The following is a 14,990-nucleotide window of genomic DNA, read 5'->3' as shown; positions in this document are numbered from 1 at the left end:
TGGGTGTTGGGCTTGCGGGTTGTTTGGTGTCGCGTGTTTTGGTGTCCTGGCCCCCCCCCCCCCCCCCCCCCCCCCCCCCCCCCCCCCCCCCCCCCCCCCCCCCACCCCCCGGACTACTGGCAGCCGAGGCCTTCGCGATATCCGCGGGGCTGCTTGCCTGCGGCCATCTCGTCGGCGTACTGCCAGAACACCTCGGGGTAGTCGCCCGTCGGGTTCATGTCGTTCAGGATCTTCCAGTGGTGGCTGCCGGACATGGCCTCCACGGCCTTGCGGGCGGCCACCACGTCGCCGGCCTTGCGGGCCCTCAGCCACTCGTCGATCCAGCCGCAACCGATCCGGGCCATCACCTGGGCGCCGAACTGGTAGGGGTCGTTGGTGCCTACCTGGGCGAGGGCGTCGGCGTCGAACCTCGGCGGGAGGGGCACGCCGGCCAGGACCTTGGACGTCGCCTCCTTGGCCTTGCTCGGGGTGACGATCTCGGGGGGCAACGCCGCCAGCCAGGTCTTCACGTCGACGCGGTTGATGTGGGTCAGGACCTCGTCGAACGTCGCCCTGGTCCACTTGCCGCCGGTGCGGAGCTCGGCGAAGACGTCGTCGCGGGGGCGGAGCATCAGGGCGAAATCGTCGGCGCTGTACGTGAAGACGTCGCCCGGCCAGTTGTCGACCTTGCCGGGCTGCGGCGGGCTCACGTGGAGCCGGTCCTGGTAGTAGCCCTGGTACTCCTTCGCGGGGTACCAGTTCATCTCCAGCTCGCGGTCGCCGTTGGTGAAGTTGATTTCGCCGTCGGCCTCGACGAAGCCGTAGACCGATGTGACCTTCCAGCCGGGCTCGTCGATGAGCAGGCGCGGGTTCTGTTCGGCGGCCCGCAGCACCAGATCGGACCAGGTGGCGGCGTCGTAGCTGGGCGCGGCGGAGGGCGGCGCGGCGGTCACGTGTTCGCCGTTGCGATGACTCACGGCGACGGAGACGGCCAGCACGCCGGTGACGGCGGCGGCCGCGGCCACGGCCGTGAGCAGACGGCGGCGCCAGGGGGTCACGACACGATCGGTAGACATGATCTCCTCGAGAAGACTGGCCCGCGCCCCGTCCCGATCGACACCGGCGTGGTAGGGGTCGGCGTCGCGAACCAACCGGTCGAGCTCGTCGTCGCTGGTCATCGGCCCTCCTCGGAGGCGGGAGCGGGGGTGGGAGCGGGAGCAGAGCTGGTGGGAGCAGAGGTGGGAGCGGGAGTGGTCAGAACATCAAGCACATGTCCGGACCGAGCCGGATCGTCACCGATGAGTTCACGCAATCGGGACCGGGCCCGGGACAGCCGGGTGCGGACCACGGCCGGGCTCACCCCGAGAACCGCGGCGGCCTCCCGAGGCTCGAGCCCCTCCCACGCGGTGAGCCGCAGAACCTCGCGGTCGAGATCGCCGAGCCGGTCCAGCGCCTGCCGCACGGCGAGCCGCTCGGGCACCTCGCGGCCGGGGTCGGGCACGACCGTCGACAGCCGCTGGCGCAGCCGCAGGCCGAGGCGCTCCCGGCGGACCCCGCCCCGGTGATGGTTGGCGAGAACGTGCCGGGCCACCCCGTACAGCCAAAGTCTCGCTTCGTCCTCGGGCGGAATCTCCGAGCAGCGTCGCCAGGCGACCAGGAAGGTCTCGGCCACGATGTCGGCCGCGTCGGCCGGCTGGGCGACGCGCCGCAACGCGTACGCCAGGAGGGCTTCGAAGTTTTCGGCATAGATCTGCCGGAACCGCTGCTCGAAGTTCACGTCCACCCCATGTCCGGCATGGCCCGCATCGTGACAGACGAATTCTAGGTGTAGCGGTGTTTCACGCCGGGCGGGAAGAACTGAGGGTCGCCGGCGGCGCGCAGGATCACCTCGGGCCGCTGCCGGCCGGCCGGGACATAATGGGCGAACTCGCTGTTCAGGCGCACCAGCTCGGTGCGGATCGAGGCGGCCAGATCAAAAGCCAGAGCAGGAGTCGCGTGTACGCCCGGAGCCAGCTCGACGACGATCGACAGCCGCCGGTCATGGTCGTCGTCCTCGAACGCGCGCAGCACGAACTTGCCGGTCACCCGGTCGGCGATGTGCGGGCGCTCGAGGCCGACGGCGACGTTCTCCGGGTAGACGTTCGCGCCGAAGAACGAAACCGTGAAGAGCGACCTTCCGAAGACGTACGCGAAGGGCAGCTCCGGCCCGTCACCGGGCTCGAACCCATGATCGCGGCACAGCGATAAAAGCTCATAAAAGCCGATCAACCCGCCCTGGTCGGCGATGTGGTAGCGCAGCAGCGGCACTCCCCCGTCGGCGCTGAACGCGAGCGTCCCGTCGACGATCTCGAACAGCCGCGTCCCCGGGTCATATTGCACGAGCGTCGGCAGCCGCGAGTCGCCGAACAGCGACGTGGCCAGCGCCGGATCGTCGGCCAGGAACCGGCGGATGCGTACGCTCAAGGGGGTCTCGTTGGCCAGGACGCCCGCGTCCGCCGTCCCGTAGAGCGAGGCCGACGCGGTCACCGGGTCGGCCATCCCGGCCCGCGCCGCCACCAGATCACGCCACTGCTCGCTGAACACCTCACCGGCAAGAACGATCTTGATGTCGTACGCGGACCAGCCCGAACCGGCGTCGATCACGTTCTTCACGAACGGCGGGTAACCGAGCAGCACCACCTGATCGAAGAGCGGCCCGAGCTCGGCCACCACCCGCAGGATCTCGCCGACGTCGTTGCCGGGCGTCGCGACCGTGATCGGGTAGCCCTTGGCCGCGAGGTGCCGGCAGGCGGCGGCCGTGTACATCCCGCCCACCCAGTTCCCGAGCGCGAAGCAGACGACGGCCAGCGTGCTGCGCCCGGCCGCCCCGAACGCGTCGGCGAAGATCTGCTCGAACCGGGCCGCCACCGCCCGCTCGTCGAGCACCGAACGCGGCCAGACCGCCGGCTTGCCCGAGGAACCGGACGACACGGCCACCATGTCGCACCCGGCGAGGCTTCCACCCCAGCAGCGCGACTCCAGCCCGTACCGGGAATAGTAATTGATCTTGGTCATCACCGGGATGTCGCCGGGCGCGCGCACCTTCGCCGGATCGACCCCCTCATCCGCGAGGAACTCACGGTAGGCGGGCACGTCGCGCGCCATCCGGGCAAAAAGATCAAGGGCATCGAGCGCGGACGTACGCCCGGCGTAGAAGTCCCGCATTCCCGTGGCGGTCCGTTCCGCCCGGCCGGCATCGAACATGCTCCCACCCGACCGCGCCGACCCCGGTCGCGTCAAGGACCGCCGCCGCGATCCGACCGGCTCGGGTCAGGGACCGGCGCGGCGTCCTGACCGCGTCGAGCCAGGGACAGACGCCGCGATCCGACCGGGTCGAGTCAAGGACAGACGCGCTGACACGCGTGCGGCGCCGGGCCGACGATGGCCGCACGACTACGAAGGAGGTTCGCCATGAGATCGCCGACCGAGGACCTGGTCAAGATCACCGCGATGGTGGAGACGGCGCTCGACGAGGTCAGCATCCCGGACGTGGGGATCGGGCTGCGCGAGCACCCGCTCTCCCGGATCGCCGCCGAGAACGCGATCACCTCGAACATCGGCCGCATCGTGCTGGCCGGGCGCACGTCGAGCAACGCCACCTGGGTCCAGTTCAACATCGACAACGGCGGCGGGTACGCGTCGACATGGCCCGAGTGGGCGTTCGAGATCGCCAAGGACGCGCTGCTCAACGACAAGAAGGTATGGGTGCTCGCGAATGGCGACCCGTTCGGGAGCAACCTCGTGAACGTGCTGCTCTACGCGCCCTGATCTTTACCGGCCCCGATCGCGCGGCCGTAACGGGCGGCGATCCGGGCCAGCGCCTCCTCCAGCTCGGGGCCGTCGGCCACGGTGAAGTCGGCGTCGAGCATGCCCAGATAGAGGGCGAGCATCTCCGGGTGATCGGCGCCCGGCTCGAACTCGCACCGGCGTGTGCCGAGCGGGCGGATCTCGATCGGAATCGGCATTCTTTCCCGGACGTACGCGGCGGGAGCGTGCACGATCACCCGGGCCCGGTACCGCCACGTGGCCGTCCCCACGCCGCGGGCCAGCCCGGCGGTGATCTCCGGGTCGGGTGGCAGCGGCCGCGGCGTGAACCGCGGCCCACCCGGGACGCGCAGGGTGATCCGGTCGGCCCGGAACGTGCGCCAGGCCGACCGGTCGACGTCCCAGCCGAGCAGGTACCAGCGGCGCCGGTCGTGGATCAGCCGGTACGGCTCGACGTCCCGCCGGGACTCGGCGCCCTCGTGCGAGCGGTACGCGAACCGGATCCGCCGCGCGTCCCGGGCGGCGGCGGCGATCTCGGTGAGCACCGTCGCGTCGGCCCGTGGTCCCGACCAGGGCATCGGCAACGCATAGTCCTGAAAGCTCATGACCCGGTTGCGCAGCCGCGCCGGCATCACCTGAAGAACCTTGGCCAGCGCGCGGACGGACGTCTCCTCGATGCCCGCGACCGATCCGCTCGCCGCGCTGCGCAGCCCGACCGCGATCGCCACCGCTTCGTCGTCATCAAGCAGAAGGGGCGGGAGCCTGCTGCCGACGCCGCCACCGATGCCGCCGAAACCGCCGCTCCCGCCACCGCCGAAACCGCCGCTCCCGCCACCGCCGAAACCGCCGCTCCCGCCACCGCCGAAGCCACCGCTGCCCAGCCGGTAGCCGCCGGCGACGCCGGGCCGTGCGTCGACCGCGTAGCCGAGGCGCCGCAGCCGGTCGACGTCCTTGCGGACGGTGCGGGTGGTCACCTCGAGTCGTTCCGACAATTCGGACGCCGTCCAGTCGCGGCGGCCCTGGAAGAGGGAGAGCAGCCGCAGCAGGCGGGCGGAGGTTTCCAGCACGGTTGGTGATGCTCCCGCCGAATGCGGAACGAAGTGAACCGCAATAACGCCGAACATGCCCCTATGAGCACAAGAGACAGGGGAACCCTGATGAATCCGTTCCGCATCGACATTCCGCAGTCCGACCTCGACCGGCTGCGCGACCGGCTCGCCGACGCGCGCCGGCCCGCCGCCCTCTCCGCCTCGTCCGACGGCAGCCGCGGCATCCCGCCCGACCGGCTGAACGCGCTCGCCGACCGGTGGCGGTCCGGTTACGACTGGCGGGCCGCCGAGGCCCAGCTCAACTCCTACCCGCAGTTCCGCACCGAGATCGACGGTCAAACGATCCACTTCCTGCACGTACGCTCGGCCGCCCACGACGCGAAGGCGCTGCTCCTGACGCACGGCTACCCGAGCTCGCCGGCCGAGTTCCTGGACCTCATCCGGCTAATCGGAACCGAGTTCCACTTGGTCGTGCCGTCGCTGCCCGGCTACGGCTTCTCGACGCCGCTCTCCGGCCCCGGCTGGACCATGAACCGCACCGCCCGCGCCTGGGTCGCGCTGATGGCCGAGCTGGGTTACGACCGCTACGGCGTGCACGGCGGCGACGTCGGCGCGGGCGTCTCCGGCGCCGTGGCCGCGCTCGACGGCGACCACGTCATCGGCATGCACATCGTCACCGATCCGGCCACCGCCGCCGCGACCGCGACCTTCATCCCCGGGATGGCCGACCGCCTCGACCCCAACGACCCGGTCGACAAGCTCATCCTCGAGCGGATGGACACGTTCCGCCGCGAGGGCTCGGGCTATCTGACGATCCAGAACTCGAGACCACAGACCATCGGGTACGCGCTGGCCGACTCCCCGCTGTTCCAGCTGGCCTGGATAGCGGAGAAGTTCGACGAGTGGACCCGCCTGCCCGTCGACGACGATCGGCTGCTGACCATCGCCGCCCTGTACTGGTTCACCAACTCGGGCGCGTCGGCCGCACACACCCTCTACGACCAGGCCCACTCGTCGGAGTGGGGCGGCCCCGCCGCGGTCCCCCAGGCGTTCGCGGTCTTCGGCGCCGACGAGACGGTCCGCCGCCTGGTCCCCGCCCCGCCCGAGGCCCACTGGACGGAGTTCCCCCACGGCGGCCACTTCCCGGCGCTGGAGGCCCCCGCCGACCTGGCCACCGACCTGCGCGCCTTCTTCGGCCCGCTCACCTGACGCCGCTCGCCTAGCGTTTGCAGCGAGGGGCGAGGTGCGACAGGACCCGATGCCACATGGGTGCGAGCAGGTCGGGGCCGCCGTCCGGGTTCATCTCCAGCCGGGCGTTGGGGAGCCGCTTCTGCCACCAGACTCCGTGGCGGGAACCGGTCAGCGGGTCCTTCGCGCCGAACAGCAGCAACGTCTTGGCGGTGACCTCGGACGGCGCGAAGCCAAGCTCACGCTCGTCCTCGGGCATCGGGGTCGCCACCAGGGCGACACGGTCGACCAGGCCGGGTGGCTGGCGGCGAAGGCCAGAGCCTCCAGGCCCGCGACCGAAGAGCCCACGACGCCCACCGGCCCGGCGCCACCGAAAGCGACGCCCACCGGCCCGGCGCCACCGAAAGCGACGCCCACCGGCCCGGCGCCACCGAAAGCGACGCCGTCCGGGCCGGCGCCAGCCGGGCCGGCGCCGTCGTCGACGGCCGGCGTGATGCCTCGCGCCCAGGTCAGCGCCGGGTCGGGGTCGAGGTCCGCGCCGAACAGCAGGACACGACGATCGGCGGTGCCGTCCACCGGAGTCCGCATCGGAGCAGGCTAGCGGGCGAGCCAACCCCCATCGACCGGCAGGACCGTGCCGTGCACGTAGCGGGACGCGTCGGACGCGAGGAAGACCACCGCCCCGGCCAGATCCTCGGGGGTTCCCCAGCGGGCGGCGGGAATGCGGTCGAGGATGGCGGCCGCGCGCGACGGGTCGGCCCGGAGGGCCTCGGTGTTGTCGGTGGCCATGTAGCCGGGGGCGATCGCGTTGACGTTCACGCCGTGCGCGGCCCACTCGTTGGCCAGCGCCTTGGTGAGGCCGACCACCGCGTGCTTGGCGGCGGCGTAGGCGGGGACCCGGATGCCGCCCTGGAAGGACAGCATCGACGCGATGGTGATGATTTTGCCGCCGCCCGCGCCCAGCATCACGCGGCCCGCGGCCTGGGAGAGGTGGAAGACGGCGTTCAGGTCGACCGTCACCACCTCGTCCCAGTCGGCGGGGGTCACCGCCACGGCCTCGGCGCGGTGGATGGTGCCGGCGTTGTTGACCAGGATGTCGAGGCGGCCCCGCTCGGCCACCACCCGGTCCACGGCGGCGGCCAGGGCGGGCGGGGAAGCACGGGCCAGGTCGACCGGGACGAACAGGGACACCGGGAACGGCGGCGCGGTGCGGCCGAGGACGGCCACCTCGGCCCCGGCGTCGGCCAGGGCCTCGGCCGCGGCCCGGCCCAGGCCGCGATTGCCGCCGGTGACCAGCGCGACCCGGCCATCGAGACGGAAGAGAGAGGACAGGCCCGGAGAGCGGGCAGGGCCGGGAGAGTCGGGAGGGCCGGGAGGGCCGGGAGGGCCGGAAGGGTGGGAGGGGTCCATCAATGGCCCAGGTCGCGCAGCATCGGCACGGTCCGGCCCACCCAGCTCAGCGCGGGATCCTCGAGCGCGCCCTGCGTGCGCTGCTCGCCGGCCAGGAACCACAGGTAATAGGTCGTATATCCGGGCGCGCTCACCACGGTGTGGTAGCCGGACGGCATCATCTGCACGGCGTGGTCGCGGGCGGTGAAGTTCTCCTCGTACCCGTCGTCCAGATACACGCGGGAGATGCCGAAGCCGTCGCCGGGGTTGACGCGGAAGTAGTACATCTCCTCGTGGGCGGCCTCGGCCGGCAGGTTGTCGAACTTGTGGCGGTGCGGCGGGAACGTGCTCCAGTTCCCGGACGGCGTGTAGGTCTCACCGACGATCAGCCGGCGGGCGGGCAGCGACGGCTGCGAAGCCGAGGTGAGGATCTGGTGGTACTGACGGCCGAAGTTCGCGGCGCCCCACCGGCCGGAGGCTACCTGGTCCGGCTCGATGACGTACGGCGCCACGGACAGGTCGCTCGGGGCGCTCGGCAGCGCGATTTCGACCGTCTCGCCGAGGGCGGCGACCACATAGGACGAACCGGCCGGGATGTAGACGGAGTGCGGCTTGCCCCCGAAGACGTGGGGGCGGCCGCCGACCGAGGGGAACTTCGCGTCGCCGACGGTGAAGGACGCGCGGCCGCCGAGCACCACGGCGAGGATCTCGCGCGAACCCGACTCCCCGGACCACGATTCGCCCGGCGCGAGCCGCAACAGCCGGAAATCGAGCAACTCGCAGGGATTGAAGGGCAGGGCATTCATCCCGTACGCGAAGGGGATGTCGCAGTGGAATCGGTAGTTCATCGCTTCCTCACCATGGATCGATCCAGTCGGGACGGGACACGCGGGTCAGGGCCTCGAGGTAGAAGTAGTCGCCCCAGAGGTTCCCCTCGTCCACCCCGACGCCCTTGGGCTTGTCGTAGACGCCGTGCACGAGCAGCGCGTTCGACGCCGGCGACACGTAGCCGGCCATCAGCGAGCCGAGGATGCGCAGCGCCGCCGACTCGTACCGGTCCCCGCCGAGCTGCAGCAGGCCGCAGACCGCGATGGCCGCCGCCGAGCTGTCCCGCTCCTCGCCGCTGCCGTCGTCGAAGACCAGGTCCCAGTACGCGACCCCGTCCGCCGGCAGCCGGGCCAGGAACCGGTCGGCGCACCGCCGCGCCGCGTCCAGATAGGACGGATCACCGGTGTGCCGGTAGTTGAGCGCGAACCCGTAGATGCCCCACGCCTGCCCCCGCGCCCAGCAGGACGAGTCCGAGTCGCCCTGCTCGGTCTCCCCGCGAAGCGGCGCCCCCGACGCGACATCCCAGTAGAAGGTGTGGAACGTCGTGCCGTCGGGCCGCAAGATGTGGTCCCGGAGCTGCGTCACATGCCGCCGGGCGGCGTCGGCATATCGGGAACGCCCGGTGTCGGCCGACGCCCAGAACAGCAGCGGCGTGTTCATCAGGCTGTCGATGATCGTCCGCCCGCGCTGACGGGGGTCGTCCAGATCGCCCCAGGCCTGAATGATCCCGGCGGCCGGCAGCACCCGCGAAAGCAGCTGGTCGGCGGCGGCCAGCGCAGCGTCCCGGGCGACACCGTCACCGAGCAGCCGCCACGGCACGACGCACGACAGCGTGTAGAGGAACCCGAGATCGTGCGTGTCCACGTCGTCCCGTGCCGCCATCCGCGAGGCGAAGGACGACACGTGCGCGGCGGCGGCCGAGGCGTAGACCGGCGAATCGGAGAGGGCCGAGGCCAGCCACAACATCCCCGGCCAGAAGCTCGTCGTCCATCCGACGTTCCCGTCCCGCGCCCGGTAGCGGCCGCCGACCGTCGTGTCGGCGGGATACCGGTCGCCGAAGGACGCCAGGTTCTCGTCGATCGTGCGCAGGGCGGCCGCCACCGCGGCGGCCACCGCCTCGGCGTCGGGCAGGGGCCGGACGTCGATCGCCGTCATGAAGGTCCTTTCCGGAGAAGCACGGGGTGGAGCGAGAAGCGGCTCCCGGCCCAGACCACGTAGAGCAGCGGCGCCACCGCGACGCCGAGCGCGATCGCCGGCCGGGTGGCCAGCAGGGCCTCGAGGAGGGCGAGCACCAGCAGCGAGAGCGCGGTCAGGTACCAGTGCCGCACCGCGAGGTAGACGCTGACCCGGGCGGCGTCGCGCACCCGCACGGCCGGCCGCTCGGACAGCACCACGAGGGCCAGCAGCCAGGTCGCCACGGCCAGGACGATCGCGACGACCAGCACCGGGATGGCCGCCGCGCCGATCGGGCGGCCCCACAGGGCGCGCACGTCGACGGACAGCACCACGATCAGAGACGACGCGGCGGCGGTCAGCGGGATCGACCGCCGGGCCGAGGCCCGCCAGACCCGCAGGAACGTCCGGGCCACCGCGGTCGATCTTTCTTGGCTGTACGCCGAGAGCACCGCGAACGCCCCGCACAAGGCGGGACCGAGCAGCGGCGCCAGGAGCGCGAGCAGCGGCCACGAGCGCCCCGGATCGGTGGTCAGCGCCAGCAGCACCAGCGGCGAGCACGCCACCGTGACCAGCGCGTTGGTCATCAGCGCCAGATAGGCGACGTCGAACAGCAGAAGGATCATCCCTTGAGTCCCGTCGTCGCGATGCCCTCGACGAAGTACCGCTGCCCGGCCAGGAAGATGGCCGCGATCGGCAGCACCGACAGCACCGAGCCCGTCATGATCAGCGCGTACTCGGCGTTGTACGCGGTCACGAACGACTTGAGCCCGATCTGGATCGTCCAGATGCTGTGACTGCGCAGGTACAGCAGCGGCCCGAGGTAGTCGTTCCAGGTCGTCACGAACGTGAGCAGGCCGAGGCTGGCCATGGCCGGCACCGACAGCGGCACCATGATGTGGCGCCAGATCCCGTACTCGCTCATGCCGTCGATGCGCGCCGCGTCGAGCAGCTCGTCCGGGATCGACTCGTAGAACTGCTTCATGAGGAAGACGCCGAACGCGCCGAACGCCTGCAACGCGATGATCGACCACAGGGTGTTCGACAGGTGCAGCTTCGAGAACAGGATGAACTGCGGGATCATGTACGACTGCCAGGGCACCGCGATCGTCCCGATGTAGCCGAGGAAGAGCACGTTGCGCCCCGGGAAGCGCACCTTGGCGAAGCCGTACGCGGCGAAGCTGCCGGTCAGCACCTGGAGGAAGGTGACCGCGACCGAGAGCACGAGCGTGTTCCGCAGCCACGTCGTCATGTCGGCCTTGTGCCAGATGTCGACGTAGTTGCGCCACACCACCGGGTCCGGCAGCCACTGCACCGGGATCGTGTAGACGTCGTTGTTCGACTTCAGCGACGACAGCACCATCCAGTAGAACGGCAGCAGCACGGCCGCCGCCGCGACGACGAGGGCGGCGTACCCGAGGAGCCGGGTGGCGCGGCGGGCGGGCGCGGGCCGCGGCGGCGAGACCGGCGCGTCCAGCGACGGGGGAACCTGCAACAGGGCCGTCATCCGAGACTCCCCCGCCGGTTCACCAGGAACTGGACGATCGTGATGGCGAAGCAGATCGCGAACAGCACGATCGAGACCGCCGACGCGTAGCCGAACTGGTTCTCCACGAAGCCCTTCTGATAGATGTACTGCGACACCACGAGCGTGGACTGGCCGGGACCGCCGTTGGTCATCACCAGGATCAGGTCGAAGACCTTGAAGCTGCCGATGGTCAGCATCACGACCACGAAGAACGTGGTGGGCCGCAGGCCGGGCAGCGTCACGGCGCGGAACCGCTGCCAGGCGCCGGCGCCGTCGACCGTGGCCGCCTCGTAGAGCTGCGCCGGGATGGTCTGCAGCCCGGCCAGGAACAGCAGCATGTAGTAGCCGGCCTCGCGCCAGGTGCCGACGATGATGACGGCCGGCATCGACCAGTCGGCCGAGGTGGTCCAGCCCGGCGGGTGGGCCACGCCGACCGCCCGCAGGAACTGGTTGACCGGGCCGTAGCCGGGGCTGAACAACATGTTCCAGACCTGGGCGAGAGCGACGATCGAGGTGATGTACGGGAAGAACGCCACCGTGCGGAAGAAGGCGACGCCGCGCAGCTTCCGGTTGAGCAGCAGGGCCAGCCCGAGCGCGGCGGCCAGCGTGAGCGGGATGTGGAAGACCGTGTAGTAGACGGTGTTCTTCAGCGCGGTCCAGAAGCTGTGGTCGTGCAGCAGTTGCCGGAAGTTCTCGAGGCCGGTCCACTCCGCGCCGCCGAACACGTTCCAGCTGGTGAACGAGTAGTAGAACAGCAGCCCCACGGGCACGAGCGTGAGCACCGCGAAGCCGGCGAAGTTCGGCGCCAGGAACGACCAGCCCACCGCCGTGTCGCGCAGCACCACGCGCCGCTGGCGGTGGGCCGATCGCATCGTCGTCATTTGTTGAGGACCTCGTTCTTGGCGCGGTTCTGCGCCTCGGTGATCGCGGCGCCGGCGTCCTTGCTGCCCGACATCACGGCCGTGTGCAGGTCGCCGAGGATGTTCTGGAGCGCGGCCGTGTATTTGCCGACCGGGTTCTCCGGCTTCGTGTCGTGGCTGGCGAAGGCGAACTTCGACAGGTCGTCCTGCGGGACGCCCGGGAGCTGGAAGAAGGTGTCCTTCACGACGTCGGTGTCGGCCGGGGTGATGCCGATCCCGGCCAGCGACTTCGCCCCGTCGGCGCCCGCGGCGTACGCGAGGAAGTCCTTGGCCGCCGCGACCTTGTTCTTGCCGATCTTGGGGTTGATGCCGAGGCCGGTCGGATCGCCGAAGGTGACCGGCTTGGCCGACGTGCCGGTCGTCGCCGCGGTCAGCTGCGGCGCCGGCGCGAAGCCCCACGCGAACTTGTCGGCGTCGCCGTTGGTCTGCTGCTTGAGCAGGGTGGCGATGAACCACGAGCCCATCAGCATCATGGCCGCCTGCTGCTTGCCGAACTGGGCCTGGTAGGTGAGGTTGTTGGTGGTGGCGTCGCCGAACTTGACCTGGGCGCCGGCGTTCTGCAGGTCGACGACCCGGGTGTAGTACGGCTGGAGGTAGGAGAAGTCGCCGCTCTCGATGCTCGCGCCCGGGGTCTGCGCGAGCGCGAAGCCCTGCACGGTGGACTGCCAGATGTGCTCGTAGTCGCCGACCGCCTTGGAGCCGGCGGCCTTGAGCTTGGTGGTCAGCTCCTTCGACGTGGACGCGTAGGTGTCCCACGTCCACGAGCCGTCGGGAATCTTCACGCCGGCCTTCTCGAACAGCGCCTTGTTGTAGTACAGCACCCACGAGTCCTGGCGGTACGGGATCGCATACGTCTTCCCGTCGACCTGGTAGCTCGTCATGCCGCCGACGTCGGCGCCCAGCTTGCCGGCCACGTCCGAGACGTCGAGCAACTGCTTGCCGTTCTGGTACGTGTAGAAGTTCTTCAGCGTCTTCTGGGCGTAGATGTCGGGCGCCTTGCCGGCCGCGAGGTCGGCGATCATCTGGGTGTCGTAGTTGGCGGCGTCGTACTCCTTGAGCTCGATCGTCACGTCGGGGTGGGCGGCGTGGTAGCCGTCGGCGAGGGTCTTGAACTCCGGCGTGGTGGCGAAGCTCCAGCCGGACAGGGTGAGCGTGATCGGACCCGACGAGGAGTCCTCGCCGCCGCCGCAACCGGTCAGGACCAACGAGATCGCCGCGGTGACGCCGACGACGGCCGCGAGTGAGCGTTTCATACCTTCTCCTTCGGAAGAGAGGTGCGGGTGCGGACGCCGTCGGGCCACTCGGCCTCGACCTCCGACCCGTCGAAGCCGAGAGAGGCCCGGGCGCACGGCGGCTCGGCGTCCACCGACAGGGCGATCAGCGCCGCGACCCACTCGCCCGGGGTCACCGGGTACTCGAGCCACGGAACCCGGACGGGTCCGCCGAGCGGTCCCGTGTCGTGCGTGTCATGTCCTTGCTTTCCCTCGCCCAGCACCGGCACGAGGTGGCTGTGGAGGCCGCCGGTCACGGCCCATCCCCCGATGCGCAGGGCCACGGCCCCCGGCGCCGGGTCGTCGACCCGGGCCAGGCGCAGCTCCCACGGGCCGTGGACCAGCGAGCGCACGGTGAGGCGGCCGGCCCGCTCGGCCCGGCCGGCGCGCGCGCCGCCGTGGTCGGGCCCCTCGCCCCCGGGCGTGACCCAGCGGGCCTCGACGGCCGAGGCGCCGGGGCCCTCGGCGGTGAAGCCGGAACGGTGCGAGCGGCGGCCGGCGGCGTCGACGAGGACGGCCGACTGGTCGATCGGGTCGCCCTCGAGGATCGGCGCGGTGGCCGTCGAGTAGCCGATCCGGGCGTACAGCGGGGATTCCGCGTTGGCCGCCCCCTCGACGTCGTGGTCGGTGCCGTGGTTGACGACCCGGACGATGCCGTCTTTTGCGGACCCGGAGACCAGCCATCCGGGCGCTCCCACGTAGCGGCGGAAGTCGCCGGCCTCGATCGGCAGCGATTCGGCAGCGGCCGTCCACACCGGATGGTCGGCCGGGAGCGCGATGCCGAGCAGGCCCTTGGCCGCCCAGTACGGCGAGCCGGGACCGGAGTAGGACTGGGCCAGCCGCGGATAGGCGCCGTGCCAGCCGATCGGCAGCAGGCCGTCGTCGCCGGGGGCGCCGCGTTCGGCGAAGTGGCGGACGACCCGGTCGGCGGCGTGCCGCAGCGCGCCCGGCGAGTGCGAGGGCACGCCGGCGAGCACGCCGGCCCAGAACGGCGCGGCGGCCGCGAACCGGTAGGTGAGGCTGCGCCCCTGGATCAGCGGCGACCCGTCGGCGCCGACCAGCGCGAGCGCGTCGCCGAGGAAGGCGTCGAGGTCGGCCCGGTCCCGGTCGCGGCGGGCGGCGGCCAGGTCGCCGGCGCCGGCCATCCGCGCCCACAGCACCGGATAGAGCCGCAGCGCCCAGCCGTTGTAGTGGTCGAAGGCGCGGGTCTCGCCGTCGGCCAGCCAGCCGCCCGCGCGCCGGAAGCTGTCGTGGGCGGCGAGGTCGGCTGCCATCTCGGGGCCGGACCACGGGCCGCCGACCGACCGCAGGAACGTCTGCACCACGAGCCGGAACCAGACCCAGTTGCAGCGCGGGTACGAGTCGTCGCCGACCGCCGGGGCCAGGTACTCGACCACGCGCTCCCGCACGGCGGGCTCGAGGCGGTCCCAGATCCAGGGGCGGGTGAGATCGAGGATCAGCGCGAGCGAGGCGGCCTCCACCTTCGCCTGGGGGTGCTCGTCGAGGCGGACCCAGCGTTCCCCGTCCGGCGCGTGCGGGTCGGCGCCGGCGGCGATGCCCCGCGCGTACCGGTCGGCGAGCTCGTCCAGCCCGGCGCCGCGCTCGCCCGCGATGCGGAACCCGGCGATGAGGAACGTGCGGGCGAAGCCCTCGAGGCCGTCGACCGCCCGGCCGTAGCCGCCCTCGGCGCCCGGGAACGTGATGCGGGCGTGGCTCGGCGAGGCATGCCGGTGTGCCGCCCCGAGCAGCCGATCGGCCAGGGCCAGCCAGTCGTCGCGGGTCCAATCCGGACTGTTCTCACGCACGCGTCACTCTCCGGGGCTCGGCGCGGGGAGGCGGGTTCGGCTCGGTTTCCGGGACG

Annotated in this window: 15 protein-coding genes; 2 read left to right on the top strand and 13 right to left on the bottom strand. The window is 71.3% G+C overall.

Features of this window, described 5'->3' with window-relative positions; all coding sequences use genetic code 11:
• Nucleotides 1–113 precede the first annotated feature (113 nt).
• The 3 genes from ACZ6TB_RS41205 to ACZ6TB_RS41195 are packed head-to-tail and all read right to left on the bottom strand — an operon-like array spanning nucleotide 114 to nucleotide 3,222.
• The gene (locus ACZ6TB_RS41205; protein WP_465564785.1) at nucleotides 114–1,157 is read right to left on the bottom strand and encodes a hypothetical protein; all 1,044 of its coding nucleotides are present in this window, start codon (nucleotides 1,155–1,157) and stop codon (nucleotides 114–116) included.
• The gene (locus ACZ6TB_RS41200; protein ID WP_465564782.1) at nucleotides 1,154–1,756 is read right to left on the bottom strand and encodes an RNA polymerase sigma factor; all 603 of its coding nucleotides are present in this window, start codon (nucleotides 1,754–1,756) and stop codon (nucleotides 1,154–1,156) included. The genes ACZ6TB_RS41205 and ACZ6TB_RS41200 overlap by 4 nt, the downstream gene beginning before the upstream one ends.
• 44 nt (nucleotides 1,757–1,800) lie before the next feature.
• Nucleotides 1,801–3,222, bottom strand: coding sequence for a phenylacetate--CoA ligase family protein (locus tag ACZ6TB_RS41195; RefSeq protein WP_465564780.1), 1,422 nt, complete (start codon nucleotides 3,220–3,222; stop codon nucleotides 1,801–1,803).
• Nucleotides 3,223–3,429: 207 nt separating this feature from the next.
• Between ACZ6TB_RS41195 and ACZ6TB_RS41190 the strand changes: the two genes are divergently transcribed.
• Complete coding sequence (locus ACZ6TB_RS41190; protein WP_465564777.1) at nucleotides 3,430–3,786, top strand: hypothetical protein; 357 nt, start codon at nucleotides 3,430–3,432, stop codon at nucleotides 3,784–3,786.
• Here ACZ6TB_RS41190 and ACZ6TB_RS41185 read toward each other — a convergent pair.
• Nucleotides 3,774–4,850 (bottom strand): helix-turn-helix transcriptional regulator, encoded by a 1,077-nt coding sequence (locus tag ACZ6TB_RS41185; RefSeq protein WP_465564774.1) that lies wholly within the window; start codon nucleotides 4,848–4,850, stop codon nucleotides 3,774–3,776. The genes ACZ6TB_RS41190 and ACZ6TB_RS41185 overlap by 13 nt on opposite strands.
• Nucleotides 4,851–4,940: 90 nt before the next feature.
• On the opposite strand from ACZ6TB_RS41185, the gene ACZ6TB_RS41180 reads away from it, so the two are divergent.
• Nucleotides 4,941–6,041 (top strand): epoxide hydrolase family protein, encoded by a 1,101-nt coding sequence (locus ACZ6TB_RS41180; protein WP_465564771.1) that lies wholly within the window; start codon nucleotides 4,941–4,943, stop codon nucleotides 6,039–6,041.
• Between the two features lie 10 nt (nucleotides 6,042–6,051).
• Here ACZ6TB_RS41180 and ACZ6TB_RS41175 read toward each other — a convergent pair whose 3' ends face one another.
• The 9 genes from ACZ6TB_RS41175 to ACZ6TB_RS41135 all read right to left on the bottom strand — a co-directional run bounded on the left by ACZ6TB_RS41175 (nucleotide 6,052) and on the right by ACZ6TB_RS41135 (nucleotide 14,934).
• Complete coding sequence (locus ACZ6TB_RS41175) at nucleotides 6,052–6,279, bottom strand: alpha/beta fold hydrolase (protein WP_465564769.1); 228 nt, start codon at nucleotides 6,277–6,279, stop codon at nucleotides 6,052–6,054.
• A 338-nt stretch (nucleotides 6,280–6,617) separates the two neighbouring features.
• Nucleotides 6,618–7,430 (bottom strand): SDR family oxidoreductase, encoded by an 813-nt coding sequence (locus ACZ6TB_RS41170; protein ID WP_465564766.1) that lies wholly within the window; start codon nucleotides 7,428–7,430, stop codon nucleotides 6,618–6,620.
• Nucleotides 7,430–8,257, bottom strand: a complete 828-nt coding sequence (gene iolB, locus ACZ6TB_RS41165; protein WP_465564764.1) for a 5-deoxy-glucuronate isomerase — start codon at nucleotides 8,255–8,257, stop codon at nucleotides 7,430–7,432. The genes ACZ6TB_RS41170 and iolB overlap by 1 nt, the downstream gene beginning before the upstream one ends.
• A 7-nt stretch (nucleotides 8,258–8,264) precedes the next feature.
• Complete coding sequence (locus tag ACZ6TB_RS41160; RefSeq protein WP_465564762.1) at nucleotides 8,265–9,392, bottom strand: glycoside hydrolase family 88 protein; 1,128 nt, start codon at nucleotides 9,390–9,392, stop codon at nucleotides 8,265–8,267.
• The gene (locus tag ACZ6TB_RS41155) at nucleotides 9,389–10,036 is read right to left on the bottom strand and encodes a hypothetical protein (RefSeq protein WP_465564760.1); all 648 of its coding nucleotides are present in this window, start codon (nucleotides 10,034–10,036) and stop codon (nucleotides 9,389–9,391) included. The genes ACZ6TB_RS41160 and ACZ6TB_RS41155 overlap by 4 nt, the downstream gene beginning before the upstream one ends.
• Complete coding sequence (locus ACZ6TB_RS41150; protein ID WP_465564758.1) at nucleotides 10,033–10,917, bottom strand: carbohydrate ABC transporter permease; 885 nt, start codon at nucleotides 10,915–10,917, stop codon at nucleotides 10,033–10,035. The genes ACZ6TB_RS41155 and ACZ6TB_RS41150 overlap by 4 nt, the downstream gene beginning before the upstream one ends.
• Nucleotides 10,914–11,819, bottom strand: coding sequence for a carbohydrate ABC transporter permease (locus tag ACZ6TB_RS41145; RefSeq protein ID WP_465564755.1), 906 nt, complete (start codon nucleotides 11,817–11,819; stop codon nucleotides 10,914–10,916). The genes ACZ6TB_RS41150 and ACZ6TB_RS41145 overlap by 4 nt, the downstream gene beginning before the upstream one ends.
• Nucleotides 11,816–13,111 (bottom strand): ABC transporter substrate-binding protein, encoded by a 1,296-nt coding sequence (locus ACZ6TB_RS41140; protein WP_465564752.1) that lies wholly within the window; start codon nucleotides 13,109–13,111, stop codon nucleotides 11,816–11,818. The genes ACZ6TB_RS41145 and ACZ6TB_RS41140 overlap by 4 nt, the downstream gene beginning before the upstream one ends.
• A complete protein-coding gene (locus ACZ6TB_RS41135; RefSeq protein ID WP_465564750.1) occupies nucleotides 13,108–14,934 on the bottom strand; it encodes a DUF2264 domain-containing protein in 1,827 nt (608 codons plus the stop codon). Before ACZ6TB_RS41135 ends, ACZ6TB_RS41140 begins: the two co-directional genes overlap by 4 nt.
• Nucleotides 14,935–14,990: the final 56 nt, after the last annotated feature.

The sequence above is a fragment of the Actinoplanes sp. NPDC051537 genome (assembly GCF_055586105.1).
The sequence above is the reverse complement of the archived record's forward strand: the minus strand, read 5'-3'. Positions and strand labels throughout refer to the sequence as shown.

Excerpts from the sequence above, each read along its gene's own strand:
- ACZ6TB_RS41175 (WP_465564769.1), bottom strand. The coding sequence starts at position 6,279 with ATGCCCGAGGACGAGCGTGAGCTTGGCTTCGCGCCGTCCGAGGTCACC.
- iolB (WP_465564764.1), bottom strand. The coding sequence starts at position 8,257 with ATGAACTACCGATTCCACTGCGACATCCCCTTCGCGTACGGGATGAAT.
- ACZ6TB_RS41150 (WP_465564758.1), bottom strand. The coding sequence starts at position 10,917 with ATGACGGCCCTGTTGCAGGTTCCCCCGTCGCTGGACGCGCCGGTCTCG.
- ACZ6TB_RS41180 (WP_465564771.1), top strand. The coding sequence starts at position 4,941 with ATGAATCCGTTCCGCATCGACATTCCGCAGTCCGACCTCGACCGGCTG.
- ACZ6TB_RS41205 (WP_465564785.1), bottom strand. The coding sequence starts at position 1,157 with ATGACCAGCGACGACGAGCTCGACCGGTTGGTTCGCGACGCCGACCCC.
- ACZ6TB_RS41140 (WP_465564752.1), bottom strand. The coding sequence starts at position 13,111 with ATGAAACGCTCACTCGCGGCCGTCGTCGGCGTCACCGCGGCGATCTCG.
- ACZ6TB_RS41195 (WP_465564780.1), bottom strand. The coding sequence starts at position 3,222 with ATGTTCGATGCCGGCCGGGCGGAACGGACCGCCACGGGAATGCGGGAC.
- ACZ6TB_RS41190 (WP_465564777.1), top strand. The coding sequence starts at position 3,430 with ATGAGATCGCCGACCGAGGACCTGGTCAAGATCACCGCGATGGTGGAG.
- ACZ6TB_RS41155 (WP_465564760.1), bottom strand. The coding sequence starts at position 10,036 with ATGATCCTTCTGCTGTTCGACGTCGCCTATCTGGCGCTGATGACCAAC.
- ACZ6TB_RS41170 (WP_465564766.1), bottom strand. The coding sequence starts at position 7,430 with ATGGACCCCTCCCACCCTTCCGGCCCTCCCGGCCCTCCCGGCCCTCCC.
- ACZ6TB_RS41160 (WP_465564762.1), bottom strand. The coding sequence starts at position 9,392 with ATGACGGCGATCGACGTCCGGCCCCTGCCCGACGCCGAGGCGGTGGCC.
- ACZ6TB_RS41145 (WP_465564755.1), bottom strand. The coding sequence starts at position 11,819 with ATGACGACGATGCGATCGGCCCACCGCCAGCGGCGCGTGGTGCTGCGC.